21 protein-coding genes are annotated in these 26,189 nt (G+C 71.4%); 10 read left to right on the forward strand and 11 right to left on the reverse strand.

Features of this window, described 5'->3' with window-relative positions:
- The first annotated feature begins 45 nt into the window (after positions 1 to 45).
- The 5 genes from EXE50_RS02655 (at position 46) to EXE50_RS02675 (ending at position 7,043) form a co-directional block, all read left to right on the forward strand.
- A complete protein-coding gene (locus EXE50_RS02655; protein WP_137704294.1) occupies positions 46 to 1,578 on the forward strand; it encodes a phosphomannomutase in 1,533 nt (510 codons plus the stop codon).
- A gap of 205 nt (positions 1,579 to 1,783) precedes the next feature.
- Positions 1,784 to 2,962, forward strand: coding sequence for a BMP family protein (locus EXE50_RS02660; protein WP_137704295.1), 1,179 nt, complete (start codon positions 1,784 to 1,786; stop codon positions 2,960 to 2,962).
- A 133-nt stretch (positions 2,963 to 3,095) separates the two neighbouring features.
- Positions 3,096 to 4,718, forward strand: a complete 1,623-nt coding sequence (locus tag EXE50_RS02665) for an ABC transporter ATP-binding protein (protein WP_137704296.1) — start codon at positions 3,096 to 3,098, stop codon at positions 4,716 to 4,718.
- Positions 4,715 to 5,959 (forward strand): ABC transporter permease, encoded by a 1,245-nt coding sequence (locus EXE50_RS02670; RefSeq protein WP_137704297.1) that lies wholly within the window; start codon positions 4,715 to 4,717, stop codon positions 5,957 to 5,959. The genes EXE50_RS02665 and EXE50_RS02670 overlap by 4 nt, the downstream gene beginning before the upstream one ends.
- Positions 5,952 to 7,043 carry an ABC transporter permease gene (locus tag EXE50_RS02675; RefSeq protein ID WP_121599349.1) on the forward strand — a complete coding sequence of 364 codons (1,092 nt, stop codon included), beginning with the start codon at positions 5,952 to 5,954 and terminating at the stop codon, positions 7,041 to 7,043. The genes EXE50_RS02670 and EXE50_RS02675 overlap by 8 nt, the downstream gene beginning before the upstream one ends.
- A gap of 34 nt (positions 7,044 to 7,077) precedes the next feature.
- Here the strand turns inward: EXE50_RS02675 and fer are convergent, their stop codons facing one another.
- The gene (gene fer, locus EXE50_RS17920; protein WP_053771168.1) at positions 7,078 to 7,878 is read right to left on the reverse strand and encodes a ferredoxin Fer; all 801 of its coding nucleotides are present in this window, start codon (positions 7,876 to 7,878) and stop codon (positions 7,078 to 7,080) included.
- 157 nt (positions 7,879 to 8,035) lie between these two features.
- On the opposite strand from fer, the gene EXE50_RS02685 reads away from it, so the two are divergent.
- The gene (locus tag EXE50_RS02685) at positions 8,036 to 9,406 is read left to right on the forward strand and encodes a geranylgeranyl reductase family protein (protein ID WP_137704298.1); all 1,371 of its coding nucleotides are present in this window, start codon (positions 8,036 to 8,038) and stop codon (positions 9,404 to 9,406) included.
- A 3-nt stretch (positions 9,407 to 9,409) separates the two neighbouring features.
- Positions 9,410 to 9,871, forward strand: a complete 462-nt coding sequence (locus EXE50_RS02690; protein ID WP_137704299.1) for a Rieske 2Fe-2S domain-containing protein — start codon at positions 9,410 to 9,412, stop codon at positions 9,869 to 9,871.
- 30 nt (positions 9,872 to 9,901) lie between these two features.
- On the opposite strand, the gene EXE50_RS02695 is transcribed toward EXE50_RS02690, so the two are convergent.
- Together EXE50_RS02695 and EXE50_RS02700 are read right to left on the reverse strand one after the other, a co-directional pair.
- Positions 9,902 to 11,182, reverse strand: a complete 1,281-nt coding sequence (locus EXE50_RS02695; RefSeq protein ID WP_121599352.1) for an amidohydrolase — start codon at positions 11,180 to 11,182, stop codon at positions 9,902 to 9,904.
- 83 nt (positions 11,183 to 11,265) lie between these two features.
- Positions 11,266 to 11,763: a pyridoxamine 5'-phosphate oxidase family protein gene (locus EXE50_RS02700; protein WP_137704300.1), complete on the reverse strand. Its 498-nt coding sequence runs from the start codon at positions 11,761 to 11,763 to the stop codon at positions 11,266 to 11,268.
- A 120-nt stretch (positions 11,764 to 11,883) separates the two neighbouring features.
- Here EXE50_RS02700 and arcS point away from each other — a divergent pair, with 120 nt between their 5' ends.
- The gene (gene arcS, locus EXE50_RS02705; protein WP_137704301.1) at positions 11,884 to 13,686 is read left to right on the forward strand and encodes an archaeosine synthase subunit alpha; all 1,803 of its coding nucleotides are present in this window, start codon (positions 11,884 to 11,886) and stop codon (positions 13,684 to 13,686) included.
- Positions 13,687 to 13,832: 146 nt separating this feature from the next.
- Here the strand turns inward: arcS and EXE50_RS02710 are convergent, their stop codons facing one another.
- Positions 13,833 to 15,443 (reverse strand): SufS family cysteine desulfurase, encoded by a 1,611-nt coding sequence (locus EXE50_RS02710; protein WP_137704302.1) that lies wholly within the window; start codon positions 15,441 to 15,443, stop codon positions 13,833 to 13,835.
- Between the two features lie 40 nt (positions 15,444 to 15,483).
- On the opposite strand from EXE50_RS02710, the gene EXE50_RS02715 reads away from it, so the two are divergent.
- Positions 15,484 to 16,125, forward strand: a complete 642-nt coding sequence (locus EXE50_RS02715; protein ID WP_137704303.1) for a type 1 glutamine amidotransferase — start codon at positions 15,484 to 15,486, stop codon at positions 16,123 to 16,125.
- Between the two features lie 63 nt (positions 16,126 to 16,188).
- On the opposite strand, the gene EXE50_RS02720 is transcribed toward EXE50_RS02715, so the two are convergent.
- The 6 genes from EXE50_RS02720 to EXE50_RS02745 form a co-directional block, all read right to left on the reverse strand.
- Positions 16,189 to 16,614: a universal stress protein gene (locus EXE50_RS02720; RefSeq protein ID WP_137704304.1), complete on the reverse strand. Its 426-nt coding sequence runs from the start codon at positions 16,612 to 16,614 to the stop codon at positions 16,189 to 16,191.
- A gap of 222 nt (positions 16,615 to 16,836) precedes the next feature.
- Positions 16,837 to 17,121: a hypothetical protein gene (locus tag EXE50_RS02725; RefSeq protein WP_053771177.1), complete on the reverse strand. Its 285-nt coding sequence runs from the start codon at positions 17,119 to 17,121 to the stop codon at positions 16,837 to 16,839.
- A 186-nt stretch (positions 17,122 to 17,307) separates the two neighbouring features.
- Positions 17,308 to 18,912: an MATE family efflux transporter gene (locus EXE50_RS02730; protein WP_053771178.1), complete on the reverse strand. Its 1,605-nt coding sequence runs from the start codon at positions 18,910 to 18,912 to the stop codon at positions 17,308 to 17,310.
- Between the two features lie 98 nt (positions 18,913 to 19,010).
- Positions 19,011 to 19,451, reverse strand: coding sequence for an EamA family transporter (locus EXE50_RS02735; protein ID WP_053771179.1), 441 nt, complete (start codon positions 19,449 to 19,451; stop codon positions 19,011 to 19,013).
- Positions 19,452 to 19,481: 30 nt separating this feature from the next.
- Positions 19,482 to 21,272, reverse strand: a complete 1,791-nt coding sequence (locus EXE50_RS02740; RefSeq protein ID WP_241982616.1) for a histidine kinase N-terminal 7TM domain-containing protein — start codon at positions 21,270 to 21,272, stop codon at positions 19,482 to 19,484.
- Between the two features lie 98 nt (positions 21,273 to 21,370).
- On the reverse strand, positions 21,371 to 22,336 hold the full coding sequence (locus EXE50_RS02745) for a UbiA family prenyltransferase (protein WP_137704305.1): 966 nt from the start codon (positions 22,334 to 22,336) through the stop codon (positions 21,371 to 21,373).
- A gap of 178 nt (positions 22,337 to 22,514) precedes the next feature.
- On the opposite strand from EXE50_RS02745, the gene EXE50_RS02750 reads away from it, so the two are divergent.
- Positions 22,515 to 23,282, forward strand: coding sequence for a VOC family protein (locus EXE50_RS02750; RefSeq protein WP_121599360.1), 768 nt, complete (start codon positions 22,515 to 22,517; stop codon positions 23,280 to 23,282).
- Between the two features lie 74 nt (positions 23,283 to 23,356).
- Here the strand turns inward: EXE50_RS02750 and EXE50_RS02755 are convergent, their stop codons facing one another.
- Positions 23,357 to 26,068, reverse strand: a complete 2,712-nt coding sequence (locus EXE50_RS02755) for a PAS domain S-box protein (protein ID WP_137704306.1) — start codon at positions 26,066 to 26,068, stop codon at positions 23,357 to 23,359.
- Between the last annotated feature and the right edge of the window lie 121 nt (positions 26,069 to 26,189).

The raw sequence follows: 26,189 nt of genomic DNA on the forward strand, positions 1-26,189 counted from the left end.
CCCGCAACCGACGCCTACTAACTCCCGGGCGCCGACGGGGTCGACATGGACCTGTTCGGAACCGCAGGCATACGCGGCGGCGTTGAGGACCGTGTCACGCCGGCGCTCGCGCTCGCCGTCGGGCGAGCCGTGGCCGCCGAGATACGCAGCCGAGCCGAGGGGTCGTCCGCGGGGTCGACCCCCGAGTCGACGGTCGTGCTCGCCCGAGACGGGCGAGTTACCGGCCCGGCGCTCGCCGCGGCGATGGAGGCCGGGCTGTCGGCGGGCGGCGTCGACGTGCGCCGCGCCGGGCGACTCCCGACGCCGGCGCTCGCGTACGCCTCGCGCGGCCGCTACGGCGTGATGCTCACCGCGTCGCACAACCCGCCGACAGACAACGGGATCAAGCTGTTCCGCGACGGCGTCGAGTTCGACCGCGACGCGGAGCGCGCCGTCGAGGCGCGGGTCGCCGACGAGGCGGCGGTCGCCCCGTGGGGCGACTGGACCGAGGCGGTCCGGACCGACCCGCTCGGGGACTACCTCGACGCCGTGCGCGAGTACGCCGCGGGGTTCGGCGCGCCCCTCGACGGGCTCCGCGTCGCGGTCGACTGCGGCAACGGGATGAGCGCGCCCGCGACGCCGGCCGTCCTCCGCGAGCTGGGCGCCGACGTGGTCACGCTCAACGGCAACGTCGACGGGCACTTCCCCGGCCGCGGGAGCAAGCCGACCCCCGAGACGCTGGCCAACCTGCGGGCCTTCGTCGCCGACGCCAACGAGGGCCTCGAGAACCCGGGGAGACCGACGCCCGGCGAGTCCGGCGAGGGCGGCGGATCGGGGAAGACCGAAGGGTTCGCCTTCGGGATCGGTCACGACGGCGACGCAGACCGGATCGTGATCGTCGACGCGGACGGCGAGGTCGTCCACGAGGACACGGTCCTCGCGCTCCTCGCGGAGCGGTACACCCGCGCGAGCGACGCGGCGGACCCCGTCGTCGTGACGACGCCGAACGCCTCGGGGCGCATCGACGAGCGCGTCCGCGAGGCCGGCGGCCGGGTCGAGCGCGTGCGCCTCGGCGCCCTCCACGAGGGGATCGCAGCCGTACGGGAGGAGGCGAGCACTGCCGGCGCGGTCGGCGAGGCGGGCGCGGTCGGCGAGGCGGGGGCCGCCGGAGAGGTCGGCGTCGACACGCGCGTCGTCTTCGCGGCCGAGCCGTGGAAGCACATCCACGTCGCCTTCGGCGGGTGGATCGACGGCGTCACCTCCGCGGCGGTGATCGCCCGCCTCGTCGCCGACGAGGGGCTCGACGCGCTCCGAGCGCCGATCACGGAGCGCCCGTACCGGAAGGTGAGCGTCTCGTGTCCCGACGACGCGAAGGGCGACGTGATGGACCGCTTAGAGACGGCGCTGCCGGAGGCGTTCCCCGAGGCCGCGGTCGACACCGACCACGGGGTCCGGCTGGAGTTCGACGACGCCTCGTGGACGCTGGTCCGCCCCTCCGGGACGGAGCCGTACGTCCGGGTGTACGCCGAGAGCGACGAGGTCGACGCGCTGGTCGCCGAGGTCGAGGGCGTCGTCGAGGACGCGGTCGCGGCGGCCTGAGCCCTCCCGTGGCCGGGAGCGCTCCCGATCGAGTCCCGGTGACGGCGGGCCGTTTACGACCGTGAGAGATTCGGGTTCGTGGATCGAACCCGTCGATACCGGGGTCGGTTCCGCCGGGTTCGCTTCGAACGTCCGCACGAACGTGTGACAGCCGCGGCAGGGGAACGACGAATTTATGCCCCGTTCCGACGGGATCAGTAGTGAGATGGCATCCGACTTCGAACGGCGGCGGTTCATCAAGGCGGCAAGCGCGGCGGGCCTGATCGGCCTCGCCGGATGTAGCGGCGGTCCGAGCGACGACGAAAGTTCGGACGGCTCGGACGGCTCGGACGGGTCCGACGGTTCGGACGGATCCGACGGCTCGGACGGGTCTGACGGTTCGGACGGATCCGATGGGTCCGACGGCTCCGACGGCGGGAGCGGTCCGGCGGCGAACATCGGGATGGTGTACGCGACCGGCGGCCTCGGCGACGGGTCGTTCAACGACCAGGCCCAGCAGGGCGCGATCGAGGCCGAGGAGGACTTGGGAATCTCCTTCCGCGAGGCCCAGCCCGACGAGGTGGCGCAGTTCAGCACCTTCCAGCAGCAGTTCGCGAACTCCAGCGACCCGGACTACGACCTGGTGTGCTGTATCGGGTTCCTCCAGGCGGACTCGCTCGCCGACACCGCGTCGTCGTACCCCGACCAGGACTTCATGATCGTCGACTCGGTCGTCGACGCGGACAACGTCGCGAGCTACACCTTCCGGGAGCACGAGGGGTCGTACCTCGCGGGGCTGATGGCGAGCCTACTCACGACGCGCTCGTTCTCGGCCGGCGCCGGTTCCACCCAGGGCGACTCGACGAACCTCGGGTTCGTCGGCGGCGTCGAGTCGGACCTGATCCAGAAGTTCCAGGCCGGCTTCGAGGCGGGCGTCTCGGCGGGCAACGACGACGTCGACGTCAGCGTCAACTACACGGGCAGCTTCAACGACCCGGCCGCGGGCCGCGAGGCGGCCACCTCGATGTACAACAGCGGCGCGGACATCGTCTACCACGCCGCGGGTAACACCGGTACCGGCGTCTTCCAGGCCGCCCAGGAGCAGGGGAAGTTCGCGATCGGCGTCGACCGCGACCAGTCGGTCACGCGCCCGGACTACGCCGACGTCATCCTCGGCAGCATGGTCAAGCGCGTCGACACCGCGGTCTACAACGCGATCGAGGCGACCGTCGACGAGGAGTTCCCCGGCGGCTCGAACGTCGCCCTCGGGCTCGGCAACGACGGCGTCGCGCTCGTCTACGGCGACCAGCTCGGCTCCGAAATCCCCGACGAGGTCACCGAGGAGGTCGCGACCGCACGCGAGAACATCATCGCCGGCGACATCGACGTTCCCTCCGAGCTGTAGGCGTCCATCGACAGGGGTCACCCGCGCGCCGCCGCACCGGATATTGTCGGCGCTCCGACCGATCGGCGCGCCGCGGGGACCGAATCATATCCAAACATATTCAGCCACCCTCGAATCAGAGGGAAGTAGACCAATGGCCACAGCCGTCCACCTCGACGGGATAACCAAGCGGTTCCCCGGCGTCGTCGCGAACGACGACGTCGACCTCGAGGTCGAACGCGGCACCGTCCACGCCCTTCTCGGTGAGAACGGGGCCGGGAAGACGACGCTGATGAACGTCCTTTACGGCCTCTACGAGCCGACGTCGGGAACGGTTCGGCTCGACGGCGAACCGCAGGCGTTCGACTCGCCGCGGGACGCGATCGACGCCGGGGTCGGGATGATCCACCAGCACTTCATGCTGGTCGACCCGATGACCGTCACCGAGAACATCACGCTCGGGAGCGAGCCGCGGAAGTGGGGCGGGCTCGCCGTCGACCGGGAGGCGGCCCGAGAGGCCGTGGCCGACCTCGCCGACCGGTACGGCTTCGACGTGGACCCGGACGCGCGGATCGAGGACGTCTCGGTCGGGGAGCAACAGCGCGTCGAGATCCTGAAAGCGCTGTACCGGGGCGCCGAGACGCTCATACTCGACGAGCCTACCGCCGTGTTGACGCCGCAGGAGGTCGACGAGCTGTTCGAGGTGTTAGCGGAGCTGACGGCGCAGGGCAAGACGATCATTTTCATCACCCACAAGCTCGGCGAGGCGATGCGCGCGGCCGACGAGATATCGGTCCTCCGAGACGGCCGGAAGGTCGGGACCGTCGCCGCGGACGCGACCAGCCAGGAGGAGCTGGCGGAGCTGATGGTCGGCCGCGAGGTGCTCATGGACGTCGACCGCGGAGCCGCGGAGACCGGGGACGTCGTCGCGTCTGTCTCTGACGTCGTCGTCGAGGACGACCGCGGGGTCCGAGCGGTCGACGGCGTCTCCTTCGACGTTCGCGGCGGCGAGGTGTTCGGGATCGCGGGCGTGGACGGCAACGGACAGACGGAGCTGGTCGAAGCGGTGACCGGGCTCCAGTCGGTCGACGCGGGCGAGGTCCGCTTCCTGGGCGAGGACGTGACGACCGTGTCGCGGCGCGACCGGATCGACGCCGGAATGGCGTACGTCCCCGAGGACCGGCAGGAGCGCGGGCTGGTGATGGAGTTCGACCTCGTCGAGAACGGGCTGTTGGGGAGCCAGCACGACCCCGACTTCGCCGCCAACGGCCGCGTCGACTGGCCGACGACGCGCCAGCACGCGGAGGCGATCATCGACGAGTACGACGTCCGCCCGCCGGACGCCGACGCGGACGCGGAGTCGCTCTCGGGCGGCAACCAACAGAAGTTCATCGTCGGCCGAGAGTTCGAGCGCGACCCGGAGCTGGTCGTCGCCTCGCACCCGACGCGCGGCGTCGACATCGGCTCGATCGAGTTCATCCACGAGCGGCTGCTGGAGCTCCGCCGCCAGGGCGTGGCGGTCCTCCTCGTCTCCTCGAAGCTGGAGGAGGTCCAGGGGCTCTCCGACCGGCTGGCGGTCATCTACGAGGGGGAGTTCATCGACGTGGTCGACCCCGACGAGACGACCGAAGAGGAGCTCGGGCTCCTGATGGCCGGGGAGCAACCGGGCGAGCGCGCCGACGGCGACCCGGACCCCTCGTCGCCGCCCGACGGGGCGGACGCGGCGGACGACGGGGCGACGGCCGACGCGGTCGATCCGGCAGGTGACCGGGCGTGAGCGTCGCCGACCGCGCCCGCGACGTGCTCTCCCGGCTCGCCACGGCGTCCGGGACCGAACGGATCCTGATCAGCACCGCGGCGCTCGTGCTCTCCGTGCTCATCGGCGCGGTGCTCGTGCTCGTCGCCGGACGCATGACGACGTGTACCGCCGGCGAGGCGGTGTACTACTTCGGGACCGGGTTCTGTTACGACCCGATAGCGGTGTTCGACCGCCTCTTCCTCGGCGCGCTGGGCGACCCCTTCAGCGGCGGGTGGTCGCCGAACGGGCAGTTCGCGGTCACGCTCCGCGAGACGACGCTCCTGATCTTCACCGGCCTCTCGGTTGCCCTAGCGTTCCGCGCCGGGATCTTCAACATCGGGACGCAGGGGCAGCTCGTCGTCGGGGCGCTGGCGACCGCGCTCGGCGTCCTCTGGGCGTCGTCGCTCGTGTCGGGCGTCGCCGGGACGGTCGTGTTGATCCCGTTCGGCCTGCTGGTCGGGGCGGTGTTCGGCGGGCTCTACGGCGCGATCCCCGGCCTGCTGAAGGCGTACGCCGACGCCAACGAGGTGATCACGACGATCATGCTCAACTTCATCGCGACCGGCGTCGCGCTGTACCTGGTCAGCGGCGTGTTCAAAGACCCCGAGAGCGCCGCCAACCAGACGGTTCCACTCCCGGAGTTCGCGCAGTTCCCGGCGGTGCTGTTCGGCGCGAGACAGGACTTCTCGCTGGTCGCGCTCGCGTTCGGGCTCCTCGCGCTCGGCGCGCTGTACTACCTCCTCGAACACACGGCGTTCGGGTACGACGTCCGGACGAGCGGCGTCCAACCGGAGGCGGCCGAGTACGGCGGGGTCGACGCCGAGCGCACCGTCGTCGCGAGCCTCACGCTCTCGGGCGCGCTCGGCGGGATCGCCGGCGCGATGTACGTGATGATGGTGCTCGGCACGTTCCAGACCGGGATCCCCTCGTACGGCTTCGACGGGATCACCGTCTCGATCCTCGCGGGCAACAACCCCCTGGGCGTCGGGATCGCCGCGCTGCTGTTCGGCGTGCTAAAGAGCGGGACGACGGTCGTCCAGTTCGCGACGGACGTGCCGCCGCAGCTGGTCGGCGTCCTCCGGGGACTCATCATCCTGTTCGTGGCCATGCCGGAGTTCTTCCGGCTGCTCGCCCGCGGGCTCCCGGGGATCGGCCGGGGGCCGGAGCCGGCCGCGACCGACGGCGGCGTGCCGGTCGACGGGGGTGAGACCGATGAGTGACGCCCCCGCGGACGGGTCGACGAGCGGTCCGGTCGCCGATTCGGGATCGATCCTGGAGCGGTACTCGACACGCGCGCTCGTCGCCGCCGTCACGGTCGTCGGGATCGTCGCGCTGCTGCTCGCCGGACTGGCCTTCCCGGACTCGATCGCCGGGACGCTCGCGGACGCGCTCACGAGCCGGTTCACGCTCGCGTCGGCGCTGCGCCTCTCGGTCCCGATCGCGTTCGCGGCCCTCGGCGGGATCTTCGCCGAGAAGTCCGGCGTGATCAACATCGGACTGGAGGGGCTGTTGATCATCTCGGCGTTCAGCGCCATCTACGTCGCCGACATCACCGGCGGGGTCTGGGTCGGCTACGCGGGCGGCGTCGTCGCGAGCACGCTGCTGGCGGCGCTGTTCGCCGTCGTGACGATCGGCTTCCGGGCCGACCAGATCATCGCCGGGCTCGCGGTGTGGCTCATCGCTCTCGGGCTCGCTCCGTTCGCCTCTCAGGTGTTCTACGGGAGCCCGAACTCCCCGACCGTCGCGACGACGGGGTCGATCTCGGTGCCGGTCCTCGCCGACATCCCGTTCTTCGGCGCGCTGTTCTCGGCGTCGCCGTCGGTGTACATGCTGTTCGTCGCCGTCGCCGGGTCCTGGTACGTGTTCGAGCGGACGGCGTTCGGGCGGTGGATCCGCGCCAGCGGGGAGAACCCGAAGGCGCTCGACACCGCCGGCGTGAGCGTCACGCGCGTCCGCTACGCCGCGGTGCTGATCTCGGGGGTGCTCGCCGGGATGGGCGGCGCGGCGCTGTCGCTCGACCTCGGCCAGTTCACCGGGAACGGCCCGACGATGGTCAACGGGAAGGGGTTCATCGCCATCGTCGCGTACCTGTTCGGCAACTACAACCCGGTCGGGACGTTCTTCTCGACGATGCTGTTCGCCGGGCTGGACGCGCTCCAGACCGTCCTCCAGACCCAGGGGATCGGCGTCCCCCGCCAGCTCATCCGGATCACGCCGTTCGTGGTCGTCATCCTCGTGCTCGCCTTGGTCGGCCGGACGCGGCTCCCGGAGGCGGCGGGCGAACACTACGAGACCGAGGAGTAATCGGCGGCGCTCGGGACGCCCCCGCTCCGCCGCGTCAGTCCGACGCCCCCGCCTCGTCGGCCGGCGACGGCAGCCGCAGGTCGGCGAAGTCGTCCGCGTCGCCGACGCCGGTGACGACCTTGACCTCGTCGGTGATCGGGACGCCGACGCAGGAGAGGCGGGCGTTCGCCGCCCGGATCTGCTCGTCCGAGAGGATCGACTGCCCCGGCATCGCCACGTCGCCCTCGACGACGATCACGGCGCAGTTCGAACAGGCGCCGCCGCGGCAGGCGTACGGCCACGATCGGCCGCCGCGCTCCGCCGCCTCGAGGATCGACTCGCCGGGCTCGACGAGGAAGCGCCCGTACTCCGGGAGGTCGAGGTCGGCCTCGGCGGCCTTCGCGAACAGGTCGTCGTCGTCGATCGACCACCCGCGCTCGTCGACGACGGCCCTGTCGAGGTGGTAGACGGTCGAGGGCGTCCCGCTCCGGACCGGCTCGACCGACCCCTCGGCGTACCGGCGGACCACGTCGGCCGCCTCCGGGACCGGCTTCTCGTCGAGGGCGTCGAACCACTCGCGGACGGTCGCGGGCGCGAGGTTCGACTCGTCGGCGACCGCCTCGAGGTCGACCCCTTCGAGGCGGGCGACGGTCGAGACGAAGCCCGGCGAGTCGAGGGCTTCGACCGTCTCCGCGACCCACTCCTCCGAGCGGCCGTACCACGATGCCAGCTCCGCCGTGCCTATCCCCCGGTCGTACGCGACGGCGACCATCAGCGCCGCGGTCGCCTCCGACGACCGGACTTCCGAGAGCCACGCGCGGAGGCGGTCGGCGTCGACCTGATCGAGGTGACCCATATCACGAACCTCGGTCTGCGGCCCGTTAAACGGTGAGCCTGAACAGTTAGGCTCCGCGCCGTCCGCATCGCGACGCGGCCCCCCGCGAAATCCGTCGCCTCCGACGCGACCGAAACGGGAGCAAAGAGTTTTGCCGGGCGCACGACACGGTCCGGTAATGGGTATCGACGAGTACGACGTCGTCGTGGCGGGCGCCGGGACCGCCGGCTGCTACGCCGCCGCGACGATCGCGAACGAGGGGCTCGACGTCGTCATCGTCGAGCGGAAGGACGCTGAGGAGGCCGGCCACATCGCCTGCGGCGACGCCCTGAAGGGCGCGGACGCCTTCCCCGAGGCGATCCCGAAAGCGCGGCTCGAACCCGCGTTCACGAACACCGGCGTCGACCACGGGCGCTTCGAGATCCCGCAGGAGGACACGATCCTCGAGATCCCGGTCCCCGGCGAGCTCGCCGTCATCGACCGCTGGGAGTACGGCCGTCAGATCATCGCCGGCGCCGAGGACGCGGGCGTCGACTTCCACTACGACACCGTCATCAACGACGTCCTTCAGGACGAGACGGGCCGCGTCACGGGCATCCACGCGGTGCGGAAGGGGGAGCCGAAGACGTACACGGCGGACGTCGTGATCGACGGCGCCGGGTCGCTCTCGCTGCTCCAGGACAAGGCCGACTTCGAGGGGACGACCTTCGACACGAACGTCCGGTACTCGCAGTTCTGCTCGGCGTACCGCGAGATCGTCGACGTGCCGGAGCCGGTCGAGTGGGACGACGCCCTCGTGTTCAAGGCGACCGACCGCGCGGCGGGCTACCTCTGGTACTTCCCGCGGACGGCGACGGAGATCAACGCCGGGCTCGGCTTCCAGATGACCGAGGAGCCGATGCAGCTCGTCGAGTCGCTGAAGCGGGACCTCCGGGATCGCCCCGAGTTCGAGGGCGCGGAGGTGCGCGACAAGCTCGGCGCCGCGCTCCCGACCCGCCGGCCGTACGACTCGGCGGTCGCGCCCGGCTACATGGCGGTCGGCGACGCCGCGGGCCACGTGAACCCAACGACCGGCGGCGGCATCGCCGGCGCGGCGTACGCGGGCAAGTACGCCGGCGAGCAGGCGGTGAAGGCGGTCTCCGACGGCGACGTGAGCGAGGAGAACCTCTGGCGGTACAACACCCGCGTGATGGACCACTTCGGCGGGCGCTACGCCGGCCTCGACGTGTACAACGTCCTCTCGACCGCGGTCGACGTGGACGACCTGATGGGCCTCCTCGCGTCGCTGCCCGGCGAGAAGCTCGCGGAGGCGTTGTACGAGGGGTCGACCTCGATGTCATTCGGGCTGAAGGTGAAGGCCGCGATCAAGTCGTTCGGCTACTGGGGGACGATCCGGAACTTCTACCAGACGAAGTCGCTGGCCGACGAGCTGATCGGCCACTACGACGAGTACCCGACGAGCCCGGCCGCGATGGCGAACTGGACCCGCGAGCGCGACGCCATCATGGACCGCGTGTACGAGACGACCGGCGCCGACGCGAAGTACTGAGGCGTGAGCGGCTACCGACTCACGGCCGTCGAGACGGTCTTGGAGGAGGGGTCGTGGGCGTTCACGGCCCGCGAGGGCGACGCGGACCGCGAGGTGGTCCTCGTGCCCTGTGCCGACGAGTCGGACGGCTGGGGAGACGAGGTGGACTCCGGCGGCGGACAGCCCGTCCGCGCGTGGATCAACCGCTGTACCCACGAGGCCCAGCGGCTCCACCGCGAGGGGGTGGGCGCCGTGACGCGCGGCGGATCGGTCGTCTGCCCGAAGCACGGCTCGGCGTTCGACGCCTGCGAGGGCTCCTGCGACACCGGCGAGGCCGCCGGGACGACGCTCCGGTCGATCGATATCGAGGTCCGCGACGGCGCGGTGTTCCTCACCGACGACGACCTCACGTACCTCTACGAGGGGTTGCCGGACGACGACGGCGACGCCGACGGGCCGGCGTCGAGTTCGCACCTCACGTTCTGATCGCCGTCGCCTTCCGCCGACTTCGGCTCGTTACGGTCGCGTCTCGGCGACCCGCCGGACCGCGCCGGCGATGACGTCGATACCGATCCCGATGTCGTCCTCGACCACGTCGAAGTCGCTCGTGTGGTGGCCGCCGGGGTGATCGGTGCCGACGCCGAGGTAGCAGGCGAGCCCGCCCTGCTCCTGGACGCGGTTCATGAGGTAGGTGGCGTCCTCGGAGCCGCCGAGGTCGTCGCTGTCGACGATGCTCGTGACGCCCGCGACGTCGCCCGCGGACTCGCGGACGAGGCCGGCGAGCGCGTCGTCGCTCGTCGCGCTCGGCGCCTCGCCGAGCGTGGACACCGCGACCTCGCAGTCGTGCATCTCCGCGGCCGAGCCGAGGATCCGGTCCGCGTGGTCGGACATGTACTCCGCGAGCTCCGTCGTCTGCCCCCGAAGCTCGCCCTCGATGTGCGACTCCTCGGGGATGATGTTCGTCGCGGTGCCGCCCCCGACGAGCCCCGCGTTCACACGCGTGGGGCCGTCGGCGTGCCGCGGGATGGCGTAGAGGTTCTGGACCGCGGCCGCCATCGCCTGGACCGTGTTCCGGCCCTGCTCGGGGCGCGCGCCGGCGTGGGCCGGCTCGCCGGAGAACTCCGCGAGGAAGTGCCGCACCGCGAGGAACCCCTCGACGCCGCAGACGACCTCGCCGGAGGGGTGATCGAGGCCGACGTGGACCGCGTAGAGGTAGTCCACGTCGTCGAGGTGGCCCGACTCGGCCATCGGCTTGCCGCCGGCGACCTGCTCTTCGCCCGGCTGGAAGAACACCTTCAGCGTGCCAGAGAAGTCGGAGTCGAGGACCGCGTCGAGCGCGCCGAGCCCCATCGTCGCGTGGGCGTCGTGGCCGCAGGCGTGCATGAACCCCTCGTGCTCGGAGCGGAACCCCTCGCCGGCCGGGACGTGGTCGCCGGCCTCCGACTCCGTGATCGGGAGCCCGTCGATGTCGACGCGGAGGCCGACCACGGGGCCGTCGCCGCGCTCGGCGACCGCGACGCAGCCGGTGTAACCGCCCGAGAGCTCGTCGAGAATCTCCGGGTCGGCGCCCGCCTCGCGGGCCTGGTCCTCCCACTCGGCCAGCGTCTCGTCGTCCGGGACGTTCAGGCGCTCCTCGCCCGCCAGCGCGTCGGGGCCGACGTGGAGCGCCGTCAGGTCCCGCTCGCGGAGTGCCTCGACGATGCGGGCGGTGGTGTAGAACTCGCGCCACGCTGGCTCCGGGTGGCGGTGGAGGTCGCGGCGGAACGCGCGGTACTCGTCGCTGTCGAGAGCGCTCATACCGTCGGGTGGCCCGGCGACCGCTTAAACGATCGCCTCGCGGAGAGCGACGCGGGCCGCGCCGCCGACCGCTCGCGGTCGCCTCACTCCCCCCCGGTCTCCATGCGCTCCGAGTAGTCCCAGGCGTGGAGCCGCTCGGGCTCGATCCGGATCTCGACCTCGTCGCGCTCGGGCCGCAGGAGCCGCTCGGCGGTCGGGTTGTCGGTCCCGCCGAGGTACCTCGTCAGGAGCGACCGCAGCAGCCGCTTGTCCTCGTCCGGGACGACCGTCGCCCGACCGCGGCCGCGGACCCCCTTGTACGGCGGGTCGTTCGTCGACACGTCGAAGGAGACGTGGTCGTCGTGCTCGACGAACTCGACGAGGTCGGCGCTCGCGCTCGTCGCGCAGCGGATCGCGCCGGCGGGGGGTCCGGAGCCGCCGTCTCCGTCGGGATCGGCCCCCGCGTCCGGGTCCCACGCGAACCACAGCGAGACGATCCACGGGCGGTCGCTCGGCGTGCGGCAGCCGAGCCGGACCGGGACGCGCGCGGCGGCGAGGTACTCGTCGACGCGGTCGCGGTCCCACGGGCCGGTCGGATCCATACCGATCGCTCGGTCCCGGACCGCCTAACAGTTGCGGCGGGGCTCCGAGGCGGAGGGCCCGTGGGGGCCGCGGCGCCCGCGGAACACAAGAGAATTGACCGTCCCCGCGCGAGTGGTGGTATGACCGAGTACTTCGAGGTCCACGAGCGCGACGGCGCCGCCCGCCTCGGGGCGGTCCGCCTCGCCGACCCCGTCACGACGCCGGCGCTCGCGGACCCGTTCCTCGACGACGCCGGGAGCCTCTGGGCCGGCGACCGCGAGGTGCCCGACGGCGACGAGTCCGCGCTCACGGTGCTGCCCCACCGGTCGTTCCCGGCCGGGACGCGCGACGAGGTCCGCGAGTCGTTCGCGGTCGACCACCCAGACGCAGACTTCCCCTCTGCCGCGGTCGTTGACAGCCGGAGCGCCCGCGACCTCGGCGCCGACGCGTACCTCCTCTCGGACGCCCAGGGGTTCGTCGGCCACGGCGAGGCGTTCCGCGACGCGGTCGTCCAGGCGAAGGCGGACCTGCCGCCGGACGCCGCGCTCGGCCTCGCCGGCGTCGCCACGCCGCGGAACGTCGCGCTGCTCGCGTACGCCGGCGTCGACCTCGTCGACGCGACGCTCGCCCGGACGAAGGGCACCCAGGGGATGTACCTCACCGCCGACGCGGAGCACTTCCTCGAGGACCTCGACGAACTGCCGTGCGCCTGTCCGGCCTGCGCCGGACCGCGGAGCGAGTTCACGCGCGCCGACTGCGCCGACCACAACGTCAACGCGCTCCGCGCGGAACTCCGTCGCGTCCGCGAGCGGATCCGTAGCGGCCGCCTCCGCGACTACGTCGAGGGGCAGGCCCGCCACGAGGGGTGGCTCACGGCCGCGTTCCGCGAGTTCGACGACCAGTGGGGGTACCTGGAGGAACGCACGCCCCTCATGCGCGACGCCGAGGTGACTGCGGCGTCGGCGGAGACGCTCGACCGCGTCGAGATCCGCAGATTCGCGGACCGCGTCACGAGCCGCTACCGCAACCGCTTCACCGACCAGCCGCTCGTCTTGGTCCCCTGCTCGGCGACGAAGCCGTACAGCGACTCCCAGAGCCACCGCCAGTTCCACGACGCGATCCAGTGGCGCGGCCACACCGTCTCGATGACCTCGCCCATCGGCGTGGTCCCGCAAGAGCTGGAGACGACTTACCCCGCGCAACACTACGACTCGGTCGTCACCGGCGACTGGAGCGAAGACGAGATCGAGTTCGTCGCCGAGGTCCTCCGGCGGTACCTCGAACGCAACGACTACTCCCGCGTCGTCGCGCACGTCCCCGCGGACGGCTACCGCGAGATCTGCGAGCGCGTCGAGCGCGACCCCGCGGTCGACGTGCCGTTCGAGTACACCTGCGTCGACCACCCGACGACCGACGAGTCACTCGGGGAGCTGAACGCCGCCCTCCGGGGCGAGCCCGCCTACAGCAAGCGGGAGCGCGAGCACAACACCGTCCGCGGCATCGCCGACTTCCTCCTCGGCGACGGCGCGGGCGACGACCTGTTCGGCGGGCCGGGCGAGGCCGACGTGCGCACCACCGGGCGCTACCCGAAGCTCCAGGTGTGGGGCGACGACCCCGACGCCGGCCGCGAGGGCGAGCCCGGCGAGCAGCTGGCGACGATGGTGCCCCAGTACGGCACCCTGTCGTTCACCCTCGCCGGCGCGCGGCGCTGGGTCGCGAGCGACGCGCCGACGAAGCGCGTCGAGATCGACTCCTTCGTCCCGCGCGGCTCCGTCCTCGCGCCGGGCGTCGTCGACGCCGACGGCGACGTACGGGTGGGCGACGAGGTCGTGGTGGAGGGACCGAAGGCGTTCGCCGTCGGCCGCGCGGCGATGTCCGGCCCGGAGATGGCGGGGTCGACGCGCGGGGTCGCGGTCGAGGTGCGACACGCCGAGGAGAAGTGAGCCACCGCCGAGGAGGCCGTTCGCCCCGGTCGTCCGAGCGCCGCGCTCGTCGCGGAGCCGCGCGCTCGTCGCGGAGCCGCGCGCTCGTCCCGTCCCGAGGTGGACGCCGAGCGCCGCGGTGACCGCTCACGCGCGGTGAAGACCGCTTACGCCCCGTGTTGCTCGACGTACTCGCGGGCCGCCTCGCGGATGACCTCCTCGGGGCCCTCGACGCACTCGCGGCGGAGGTCGGGGTACTGCCCGTCGAGCGCGCGGGCGACGTGCCCGTCGAGTTCGGCGACGGCCTCGACCGCCATGCCCTCCAGGTCCTCCGAGAGGAGGCTGGCGACGGCCCGGCTGACCGCACAGCTCCGGCTCTCGAAGGCGATCTCCTCGATGCGCCCGTCGGCGACCGTCACGTGGAACTCGCCGTCGTCGCCGCAGGTCGTCTCCTCCGAGGGCTTCACGAACGTCGGGTCGGCGAGCGCGCCCGCGTTGCGGGGGCGGTGGTAGTGCTCGCTGATGCGGTCGTGGTAGCGGTCGGAGGCGAGGTACGCGTCCAGGTCCTCGCGGGCCGAGTCGACGACCTCGAGGAGGCGGTCCACGTCCGCGCGGGTGTTGTACACGTAGAAGGACGCGCGGGCGGAGCCGGGGATGTCGAGCCGGTCGTGGAGCGGCTGCGTACAGTGGTCGCCGGCGCGGATGGCGATCCCGCGGTCGTTGAGGAGGCTGGAGAGGTCGTGCCCGTGGACGCCCTCGACGTTGAACGAGACGAGGCCGGTGCGCTCCTCGCCGACGCCGGGGCCGTACGCCCGGACGAACTCCCGGTCCGCGAGCTCCCGGAGCAGGTACTGCGCGAGGTCGTTCTCGTGCTCGCGGACGGCGTCCATGCCGAGCTCGGCGAGGTAGTCGACGGCCGCGCCGAGCGCGATGCCCTCCGCGATCGGGGGCGTTCCGGCCTCGAACTTCCAGGGCAGCCCGTTCCACGTGGAGTCGGTGAGCGTCACGTTCCGGATCATCTCCCCGCCGAAGAGGAACGGGTCGAGGTCCTCCAGCAGCTCCCGCTTCCCGTACAGCCCCCCGATCCCCGTCGGGCCGGCGAGCTTGTGTCCGCTGAACGCGAAGAAGTCCGCGTCCATCGCGCCCACGTCGACGGGGCGCGTCGGCGCGGACTGGGCGCCGTCGACGACCGCGTACGCGCCGTGGTCGTGCGCGAGGGCGGCGAGGTCCGCGACGGGGTTGACCGTCCCGAGCACGTTCGAGACGTGGGGGACGCAGACGACCGCCGTGTCGTCGGTGACGATGTCGCGGGCGGCGTCCGCGTCGAGGTGGCCGTCGGCCGTGACCGGGACGTGGCGGACGGTCGCGCCCGTGCGCTTGGCGATCTGCTGCCAGGTGACGAGCGAGGCGTGGTGGTCCATCTCCGTCGCGATGATCTCGTCGCCCTCGTCGAGGTGCCGGCCGAGGCCGTACGCGACGAGGTTGATGCTCTCGGTGGTGTTCTTGGTGAAGACGATCTCCTCGCGGCCGTCGGCGCCGAGGAAGTCGGCGACGCGGTCGTGCGCCCGTTCGTAGGCGACCGAGGCCTCGTGGCTCAGCTCGTGGATCCCGCGGTGGACGTTCGCGTTGTACCCCGCGTAGAACTCCTCGAAGACCTCGTACACCTGGCGGGGGGTGTGCGTGGTCGCGGCGTTGTCGAGGTAGGTGAGCGGATGACCGTTCACGCGGCGGTCGAGGACGGGGAAGTCCGCACGTACCGCTTCGGCATCGAAACCCATGTCACTACTGAGAGATCAGTTCTTCATAAATTGATCGCAGATGATACTGGTACTCAATAACGCGGTCGACGGGGGCTACATGGCCGACGAGATCGCTCACTTCCTGCCCGACGCCCGCGTGTACGAGTACCCGCACGAGGACGGCGACCCGAGCCTCGACGGCGTGGACGGCGTCGTCATCGGCGGGAGCGAGGTCGGCGTCTACGACGAGCCCGACCAGCCGTGGATCACTGCTCAGAAGCGGTTCGCGCGCCGACTCGTCGAGGAGGGGGTCCCGACGCTCGGCATCTGTTTCGGCCACCAGATCCTGAACGCCGCGCTCGGCGGCGAGGTCGTCGACAGCGGGACCTCTCGGCTCCGACTCTGCGACGCCGACCTCGACGCCGACGAACCGCTGTTCGACGGCGTCGAACCGACCGTGCCGGTGCTCCACTCCGACGTGGTGACGGAGCTCGGCGACGGGATGGACGTCATCGGCCGCGCGGACTACTACGAGTACTTTGCCACCCGCCACCGCGACCGGCCGGTCTGGTCGGTCCAGTACCACCCCGAGTTCACCCCTCGGATCGTCGACGAGTACGACGGCTGGGAGGCGACCGACCGCACCTTCGAGGACGTCACCGCCACCCGAACGCTCGCCAACTTCGCGGCGCTCGCGGACTCTTCCGCGGGCGACTCGTAGCGGCCGCGGGCCTGCGTTCGAAGGGGCGGCGGGGGGCCGTTCGAGAGCCGCGCCGGTCGCGCGTCACGCGCGTCGGTCCGGGAACACCATCACGGGGACGTCCGCCGCTCTGATGAGGTGACCGCCGGGGTCACCGGTGATCGTCCGTTTCCAATCGTCGATGTCCCTCGGAGTGAAGGCGACGAGCGTCGCGTCGGTCATGCCGATCGCGTCGACGAGCGCCGCGGCGACCTCTCGCGCCTCGAGCGTCACCCACTCGAAGCTGAGATCGTCACGGTAGAGAATGTCGAAGAACGTATCGTAGGTGGCCCCCGCGAACTCGTCTCGTCCGGTCTTGATCGTCGTCTCGTCGCCCTCACCCGGGGTCACGTGCGTCACGATGAGCGTCGTCCCCGGGTCGAGATGCGGCCGAACCGCCCGCGCCGTGGCCTCGGCGTCGTCCGGGCCCGCGATCGGTATCAGGACCCGCTCGAATAGCTCGTCGTTCACGAGCGTCCCCTCTGAGGGCGCGACCAAAAGCGTATGGGGCGCCCCCGGGTACCGTCCCCGTGTTCGGACCGCCGGACGGCCGGCGGCGTCGAACGCCGCACGGAGCGACCCGTCGCGGCCGCCCCGTCGGTCACACCGGGAACCCCGCCGGCCGTGGTCCGCGGAACCCGGCCCGAGACCGTTCGCCGGCGGCGCTCCCGGACGCTCTCTCCCGAAGTACGTTCACTCGTCGGCGGCGTCCTCCGTGCCGGCGCGTTCAGAGGTCTCCGCCCCCTCCGCGTCCGCGAGGAGCAGTCCGGTCCCGCCCGCGGCGATCATGCCCACGCCGACCGCGCGCAGCTGCCGGAGGTACGCCGGCTTCGCGTCGAGTTCGTCGGCGTTGTGGAAGTTCTTCCCGATCATCTTCTTGGTGAGGCGAACGCTCGCCCGTGGGAACAGCGCCGTCACGACTCCCTGCAACAGCACCAGTGCCGACCCGAACAAGCGCGCTTTCTTACAGTTGTCCATACCAAACTATCGGTGACGCGGCCGCATAACTATTGTGCCTACCATCCAATACTGGCCTCGGATCGAGCTTCGATCGGAATCTCCCAGCTTCTTACTCCTTAAGTATTGTGTAGGATTCACAATATCAATTCGCTCGAACGGCGCCCGCACGTGACTCGAGGAGCGGCGATCTGCTCGCCGCCCGCCTCAGTCGTCCGCGGCCGCTTCGGGCCGGTACGCCTCGCTGATCGCCTTCCACTTCCCGGAGCGGAACCGCAGGTAGTTGATCGCGGCGGGGATCGTCGTCTCGGCCATGAACGCGAGGTAAAGCCCCCACAGGCCGATCGCGGGCAGGGCCACCTCCGGGAGCGTGAACCCGACGAACGGAATTTCTATCAGCGGGGTCACGAAGCCGACGAGCGGGAGCTCTACCGCCGGGATCGTGAGGACTTCGGGAACCGTTACCGCCGGCGTCGCGTCGTGCGCGCCGACGTACGCGAGGGGGATCGAGACGCAGAACATCCCGAGGAACTGGCTGGCGAAGGGGATCTTCGTGTCGCCTGCGGCGTCGAGGGGGCCGGCCGCTCCGCCGGAGACGCCCTGGAAAATCACCGCCGCGCAGGCCGCGTACACGAGGTCGACGGCGATCGGGATCTCCGGGCTGGTGGGCGACTCGGCGAACAGCGAGACGATGTCGGTCGCGAAGGTCGCGATCAGCACCGCGGAGACGGCGTACGTCGCCACCGAGAAGCGGATGATGTCGCGGGCGTACGCCTCCGCCTCGTCGGGGCGCTCGACGCCGAGCTCCTGCCCGACCAGGCTGGAGGAGGCGAGGCCGAATCCCCAGCCGGGCGTGTTCATGATCCCCCAGATGCGGCGGGCGATGACGAACGCCGCGACGGTGTTCTCGCCGAACACGTCGAGGATGGCGAGCATGGGGAACTCGGCTGCGGTCCACACGAGGTTGCGCGCGCCGACCGGGACGCCTATCTCGACGAGGTCGCGGAGCATGCCGGGGTTGACGTACGAGCCGGTCGCGTCGATGGCGACCGGGAACTCGCCGATCAGCGGGGCGCTCCCGCGGACGAGGCCGACGGTGAAGCCGGCGACGGCGAGCACGTTCGAGAGGACGGTGCCGACCGCGGCGCCCTCGACGCCCCAGCCGAGGCCGAAGATGAACAGCGCGCTGAGGACGATGTTGGCGACCGCGCCGCCCGCCCGGACCTGCATCGCGGTGTAGGCGTCGTCGCAGCCGACGAGCACGCGGCTCCCGACGAGGTTGAGCGCGGCGAACGGGACGCCGAGCCCGACCACGCGGAGGTAGTCGGCGCCGTGAGCGATCGCGGCCTCGTTGCTGCTCAGGACGTCGATGAACGCCGGCGCGTACAGCCAGAAGGCGCCGCTGACGGGGACCGTGATCGCGATCACGAGGAGGACGCTCGACCGGACCGCGTCGCCGAGCTCGGCGAACGCCTCGGCGCTGAACCGCTGGGAGACGAGGGCGATGGTGCCGCCGGCGACCCCGCCGCCGAGCGCGAACGCGAGCCCCCAGTAGGGGCCGGCGAAGCCGACGCCGGCGACGGCGCTGGTGCCGACCGCGACGCCGACCATCGCGACGTCGACCGCGTTCTTCGACATCCGCGCGATCCCCGTGACGATCCGCGGCCACGCGAGGTCGGTGGTCCGGACCACGCGGTGGCGGTCGATCAGGCCGACCCGGGCGAGCGCGAAGCCGATGTACAAGATGAGCAGCCGAAACGGGTTCGGAAGGCGGGAGATCAGCTCACGGGGAGAACTCGGGAGGCGAGACACGACGGATGGACCCGTTTCCCGCTGGCGGCTAAAGGGGTTTCGTCACGCGGCAGGCGGTTCCGGATCGGCGGCGGTCTCGGGCCCGCAGCGGTCCGCGGTCAGGCGCCCGAGACCAGGTAGACGGCCGCGGCGGCGAAGGCGATCCCGAGCCCCTTCCGGGCCGTGAACGACTCGCCGAGGAAGAGGAAGCCGATCACCGACGAGAAGACGAGGAACATCGCGAAGATGGGCGTCACGACGCTCACGGGCCCCAGCGAGAGCGAGCGGTAGAGGGCGAGGATACCGATGCCGAGGAACACGCCCGCCGCGAGGACGTGCGCCAGCTTCGGCGACCCGAGGTGGGCCGTGAACCCCTGTCCGGTGTACGCGATCACGCCGATCGCCATGGCGACGAGCAGCGTGTTCGAGACGACGACGGCGACGTCGCTCGGGATCGCGTTCGGTCCGGTCGTGGCGACGCGCATCAGCGGCGAGACGAGGGCGTACGCGCCCATCGCGAGCAGCGCGTACGGGAGATAGGTCGTGGCCGTAGCGTCCATGTGCCGCGGTCGGCGTCCGGCGTCAAGTGCCTATCGACCCGCGTCCGGCGGCGCCCGCCGCGAGACCGAACCGCCCGCGGCCGACGGGCCGTCGGCGGGCGGCTCCGAGGCCTCGGCCCCTTCGTCTTCGGCCCTCACCGCTGTCCGGTCGAGCGGAACGGCGACCGTCACGAGCGTGCCCGCGGGGTCGCGCTCGTCGAACGAGATCCGGCCGCCGAGGTGGTCGACGCCCCACTTGACGATCCACAGGCCGATTCCGCTACCGTGTCGGAGGGGGGTCTCGGTGCCGCGATCTAAGACGTCGTACTCGGCCGGGTCGATCCCGGGGCCGTCGTCCGCGACGGTGATCTCGACCCACCCGTCCGAGACCGCGGCGTCGACCCGCATCCACGGCGCGTCCGCGTCGTTGTGTTGGAGCGCGTTCGAGCAGAGGTTCTCTAAGACGACCACCAACACCCCTCGGACGGGGACGGTCGGCACGTCCCCGACCTCGGTCCGCGCGTCGGGATCGTCCGCCCGCGCCGCCGCGACGGCCTCGTCGACGACCGTCGGCAGCGGCGTCCACTCCGACTCGTCCGTCGGATCGAACAGCTCGCCGGCGGTCCGAGTGCGCTCGCTGAGGTCCAGCATCCGCTCGGCGCTCTCCGAGATGACGGATAACGCGCGCTCGTCTGTCGGGTCCGAGCGGAGCTGTTCGAGGTACCCCAGGATGAGGTTCGTCTCCGTGCGAACGTCGTGCCGGAAGACGCGGTTGAGTACGTTGAGCCGCTGTTGTTGACCGAGGTACGCCCCCACGTCGTGGTAGGTAATCACCCGCGCAGTGGTGCGGTCGTGGTCGTCGACCACGTCCCTGATCGTCGCCTCGTAGGGCCGCTGCCCGTCGCGCCCGACGACCCGTATCGCCCGCGGCTTGTCCTCCCCGCCGTCGTCGAGTTCGCGGACCGCGTCGTACTTCGGGACGACCGCCGACGCCGGCTCCCCGATGGCCGCGCGGCGGTCGACGCCGAACGTCTCGGCCGCGCTCTCGTTCAGGTCGACGAGGAGCCCCTCCGTCCCGACGACGAAGACGGGGTCGTGGAGCTGCTCGAAGACGAGCTGGCGCGCGCGGCGGCGCGGGGCGGGCGCGAGCGTCAGCAGCCGGAACCGCGAGAGCGCGAGCAGGTACGCGACCCCCGAGACCCCGAACACCAGCGGCGTGGGGTCGAGTCCGGGGACCGGGATCGCGCCAGAGAGGTACGCGACGCTGCCGGCCCACGGCGCCGCGGTCCCGACGAGGAGCGCCGCGCTCTGTCCCCGGAACGGGCGGGCGTCGTCGCGAATCAGCTGGATCAGCGGGACCGATCCGACCGCCCCGAGGAGGTAAGTGTAGCCCGCGATGATGTAGTACAGCGGTCCGGGCACCACTTTGAGGAACGTGCCGACGGCCGTCTCGCGGACGACCCGGTCGGCCGCGAGGAGGTTGCCCGGGTCGCCGGCGGCGGCGACCGCGACGGTGGCCGCGGGCACGACGGACACCACCGCCACGGAGAACGGCGTCACGTAGCGGTCGTAGCCGGTGTACGCCAGCGCGAAGAAGAGCCACCCGACCGGGATGACGACGACGCCGACCCACTGGACGTCGTACCACAGCGCCTTCGCCGGCAGCGTCGTCGCCTCCAGTTCGAAGACGAGGAACGTCGCCCACCAGACCTGCCCGGCGAGCAGCACCGCGAGCCACGTCGCGCCCGGTTCCGGGCGCTCGCGCCACGCCAGGATCGCCGCCGCCAGTCCCACCGTCACCGCCACGAGGAGGACGACGGACAGAGGGCTCAACGCCGCCATAGAATTTTTACGGACATTGTATTTATAACTCATCGGGTTGTGATTATCTATCGAAAAAATCGGGATCTGGGGCCCTCAGCGCCTGAGATTACGCCGCCTCACAGCGCGAACGCGAGGAGGACGACGCCGGCGACGAGGTAGCTGCCGTCCGGGGCGACGCCGAGCGCCGTCCCGTCGAGCCTGTCGGCGAGCGCGGTGATGGTCATCGAGACCACGAGACCGACGCCGAGCGCGACGAGGGCCGGCGTCGACGCGGCGCCGGTCGTCGCGGTGACGGCCAGCAGCCCGGCGGCGACGGCGTCGACGCCGAGGAGGATCCGTCGCGTTCCGGCGACCCCGAAGACGACCGGGAGCGTCGCCACGCCCTGCGCCGCGTCGGCGGCGGCGTCCCTGACGTTCGGGACTTCGACGTCCACGAACGAGCGGACGAGGACGTACGCGAACAGCAGGGCGACCGTCCTCGGCCCGACCGAGTCGACCGGGACGCCGGCGAACGCGAGCGGCGCGGCGACGACCGCGACCGCCCAGGCGAGCGCGACCGCCGCGGAGTTGAGGAGGAACACGTCCTTGAGCCGCGGCACCGAGGCCGCGCCGAGCGGCGCGAGGCGGTCGCCGAGGGCGGGGAGCCAGTCGGTTGCGTAGCCGATCCACACCGCGCCCGGGACGAGCGCGAGCGCCAGCGCCGCGGGCCCGGCGCCCGCCGCGAGCGCGACCGCGAGCCCGTAGCTCACGGCGGCGGCGACCATCAGCTGGTCGGCGTAACGGAGCGCGAAGCGGGCGCGCAGCGGCGTCGCGTCGGCGTCGCCCTCCGCGTCGGCGACGTGGTCCGCCGCGTACACGGAGAAGGCGATCAACCCGACCGCGACCGGCGCGGCGGACCGCTGGACCCCGAGCGCGGCCGTCACGAGCGCCACCTCGACGGCCGCGACGAGCGCGGTGAACGGGGCCCCCGCGGCGAACGCGGCGACCCGGCGCACGGCGCTCGTGTCTGGGGAGGTCACGTGCGAGCGATACTGCGATGTCGTGCCGTCTGCCGTCGACGGCTTCGTCGGTTCGTTTGCCATAGAGTCGTTCGCCGCCGGCCGACGGCGAACGTACGGTATGGGAGATCGAACCGTATCTATCCACCCCGTTCAGCGTTAATAAAATGCGAATTAGACCCGTATCAGGTCCACCGGTCTGGCCCGTCGCGGGGGTTCGGGCTTCAGTACGCTTTTGACCCGAGCGGCCGATTTCCCGCCCATGGACGGAACCTTCGATCACGTGATGATCCGCGTCGAGGACCTAGAGGAGAGCCTCGACTGGTACCAGACGCACCTGAACTACGAGGAGAAGGGCCGCTGGGAGGCGGACACGTTCACGAACGTGTTCCTCGGCCCCGAGGACGTTCACGAGGACGGCGCACTCTTAGAGCTCACGTACAACCACGACGGCCGCAGCTACGAGATCGGCGACGCCTGGGGCCACATCGCGGTCCGCGTCCCCGAGGACGCGCTCCAGGAGTCGTACGACCAGCTGATGGACGAGGGCGTCGAGGACTACCGCGACCCCGAGTCCTGCGGGAACCGCTACGCGTTCGTGAAGGACCCCGACGGCCACGAGATCGAGATCGTCAAGCGCGACCACGGCGCGAAGTGGAGCATCGACCACACGATGATCCGCGTCGAGGACGCCGACGAGGCGCTCGGCTACTGGACCCGGAAGTTCGAGTACACGGAGTACCCGGGCCGCTGGGAGGCCGACACCTTCTCGAACTACTTCGTGGCGCCCGAGGACGCGGCCGAGGAGGAAATGAAGCTCGAACTCACCTACAACTACGACGGCCGCGAGTACACGATGGGCGACGGCTGGGGCCACGTCGCGGTGCGCGTCGACGACCTCGACGAGGCGTGGGACGACCTCATGACCCGCGAGGCGCCCGACTACCGCGACCCCGCCTCGTGCGACCACAACTACGCGTTCACCAAGGACCAGGACGGCCACGAGGTCGAACTGGTCACGCGGGACTGATCGACGCCGCTCGGCCGGGGTCACACGGGCGCCGCTGCGCCTCTGCTCCTTTTTACCGCCCGGTTGGAACCGGCTCACTCCTCGAACTCGACACCCGTGATCTCGAACCGCGCGCCGCCGTCCTCGCTCGCTCCCGCCCGCACCGACCAGCCGTGCGCGTCGGCCACCTGCTCGACGATACGCAGCCCGAACCCGGTTCCCGACTGCGAGGTCGTGTGCCCCGCCTCGAACACATCTTCCCGGCGGTCGGGGTCGATGCCCGGGCCGTCGTCGCCCACGTAGAAGCCGTCCGGCAGCGTCCCGACCGCGACCGTCACGTCGTCGCCGCCGTGTTCGATCGCGTTCCGCATCAGGTTCTCTAACAGCTGTTTGAGCCGTCCCTCGTCCGCGAGGATCATCCCCTCTGCGCCGGCGCGCAGCGTCGCGTTCCGCGTGTCGACCGTCCGCCAGCAGGAGCCGACGACCCGGCTCAGGTCCACCGGGTCGGGGTCGGTCACGGGGTCGCCCTCGCGGGCGAGCGTGAGCAGGTCGTCGATCAGGGCGGTCATCCGGCCGTGCGCGCGCTCGACGGCCGCGAGGTGGTCGCTGTCGCACTCCTCGCGGGCGAGTTCGGTCCGGCCGCGCGCGACCTCCAGCGGGTTCCGGAGGTCGTGTGACACCACCCCCGCGAACTCCTCTAAGCGGTCGTTCTGTCGCTCCAGTTCCGACGTCCGCTCCGCGAGCCGGCGGGTGCGCGCCTCGGCCTGGAACGCCGTCTCGGCCGCCGTCGCCAGGATTCCGGCGAGGTACTCGTCGACGCCGCCGAACACGCCGGGCTCCGTCTCGCCGACCGATATCGTCCCGTAGTCGCCGATCGGGACGATCAGCAGGCTGCGGAGGTCCGTGTCGGCGTCGAGCGCCTCGGTCTCGCGGATGTCGTCGAACTTCCGGGGCTCGCCGGCGTCGAACGCGTCCCAGTTCAGGCTCCCCCCGTCGGGGGTGTACGTCCGCCGTTCCGGCAGCAGGTCCACCGCCTTCGGCGAGACGGCCATCGGCACCAGTCCGCCGGCGTCCTCGTCGTGGATCCGGACCGTGACTATCGAGAACCCGAGCACGTCGGTGGCGGCCTCGACCGCCCGCTCCGCGATCTCCTTCCGCGAGTCCGCCCGGACGAGGGTCCGAGTCGCGTCGTGGAGCCGCTCCACGCGGCTCTCCCGCTCGATGCGGTCGAACGCCGCCTCGAGGTGGCCGGTGAGGATCTCGGCCACGAGCACGTCGGTGTCGGTGAACTCGTTCGGCTCCGGCGAGGAGACGACGAACAGCCCGTGGTCCCCGATCGGGCGCAACACGAGGCTCTCCGCCGGCGAGGGCTCGTCGAGCGGCTCGTACGCCGACAGCTCGTCGACGACGAGCGACGAGTCGCTCCGGTAGGCGTCCCACGCCATCGCCGCCCGCGTCCCCGGCGGCGCGTCCCGGTCGTACGACGGCTGCTCCTCGAACAGCGCGGGCACCGACTGGCCGAGCGCGACCGGTTCGAGGCGGTCACCCTCCTCGGTGCGGAGGTGGATCCCGCTCAGTCCCGCGTCGATCAGGTCGTCGACCGCGTCCACCGCCAGCTCGGCCGCTTCCTCGGTGGTCCGGGCGTAGTTGAGGTCCCGGGTCCACTCGCGGAGCCGGGCGAGGGTCCGCTCGCGCTCCTTCCGCTCGGAGACGTCCCGCGTGGTGACGACGTATCCCTCGGTGGCGTCCGTCTCGATCCGCTCGCTCCCGACCGATTCGAGCCACCGGTACTCGCCGTCGGCCGTCTCGAACCGGTACTCGGCCGTCGGCGGGCCGCCCTCGGCGTCCAGCTCGCCGAACGCCGCCCTGACCGCCTCCCGGTCCTCCGGGTGGACGTAGTCGAGCGACCGCTCGCCGAGCAGGTCCGACGGGGCGTGGCCGGTCACGCGCTCGCAAGAGGGGCTCAGGTACCGGAACCGCCAGTCGCGCGACAGCACGGCGACCACGTCGCTGGCGTGTTCGATGAACGCCCGGTGGCGGTCGCGGTCGGTGGCGTCGCGGATCACGCCGACGAAGTGTCGCTCGCCGTCCGCGGTGAACTCGCCGTACGACAGCGAGACCGGGACCTCGTGACCGTCGCGGTGGAGCGCGTCGAACCGAACGTCCGACCAGTCGACGCTCCGCTCGCCGGTGGCGAGGTATCGCTCGACCGCGCCGAGGCGGTCGTTCCGGTGCCGGTCGGGCATCAGCGTCGTCAGCGGTTCGCCCTCCAACTCGCTCGGCTCGTACCCGAACACCGACTCGACGGCCGGGTTCGCGAACTCGATCACCCCGTCGATGTCGACCGACAGGATCGCGTCCGACGCCCCCTCCGCGACCGCGCGGAACTGACCGACGGCCTCCTCGGCCTCCCGTTCGGCCCGCCGCTTCTCGACGGCCTCGACGACCCTGTTCGCCAGCCGCTCGTACCGCTCCGTGCCGCCGCGCTTCTGGAGGTAGTCGGTGACGCCGGCGGAGATCGCTTCGCTCGCGACCTCCTCGGACCCCCGGCCGGTGAAGAGGATGAACGGGAGGTCCGGGCAGCGCTCGCGGACCGCGGCGAGGAACGCCAGCCCGTCCCGGCCGGGCATCTCGTAGTCCGAGACGACGCACTCGAACTCGCCGTCCGCCAGGGCGTCGAGCCCGGCGTCCGCGTCGGGCGCCGTCTCGACCGCGATCCGGTCCGCCTCGCGCTCTACGTACGAGGCGGTGACCTCTCGCAGGTCCGGGTCGTCGTCGACGAGGAGGACCGGGATGCGGTCGGGCATACGCTCGGAATACTTACCATTCGCGTATAATGGTTTTGCCCGTCCGCGGCTCGGACCCCGAAAATCGACGGGGAAGGCCGCGAGCGACGTCGGCTCCGGGGCGGCGTTCACTCGCCCCGCG

This window comes from Halorubrum sp. ARQ200 (assembly GCF_005435115.1).
GTDB lineage: Archaea > Halobacteriota > Halobacteria > Halobacteriales > Haloferacaceae > Halorubrum > Halorubrum tropicale.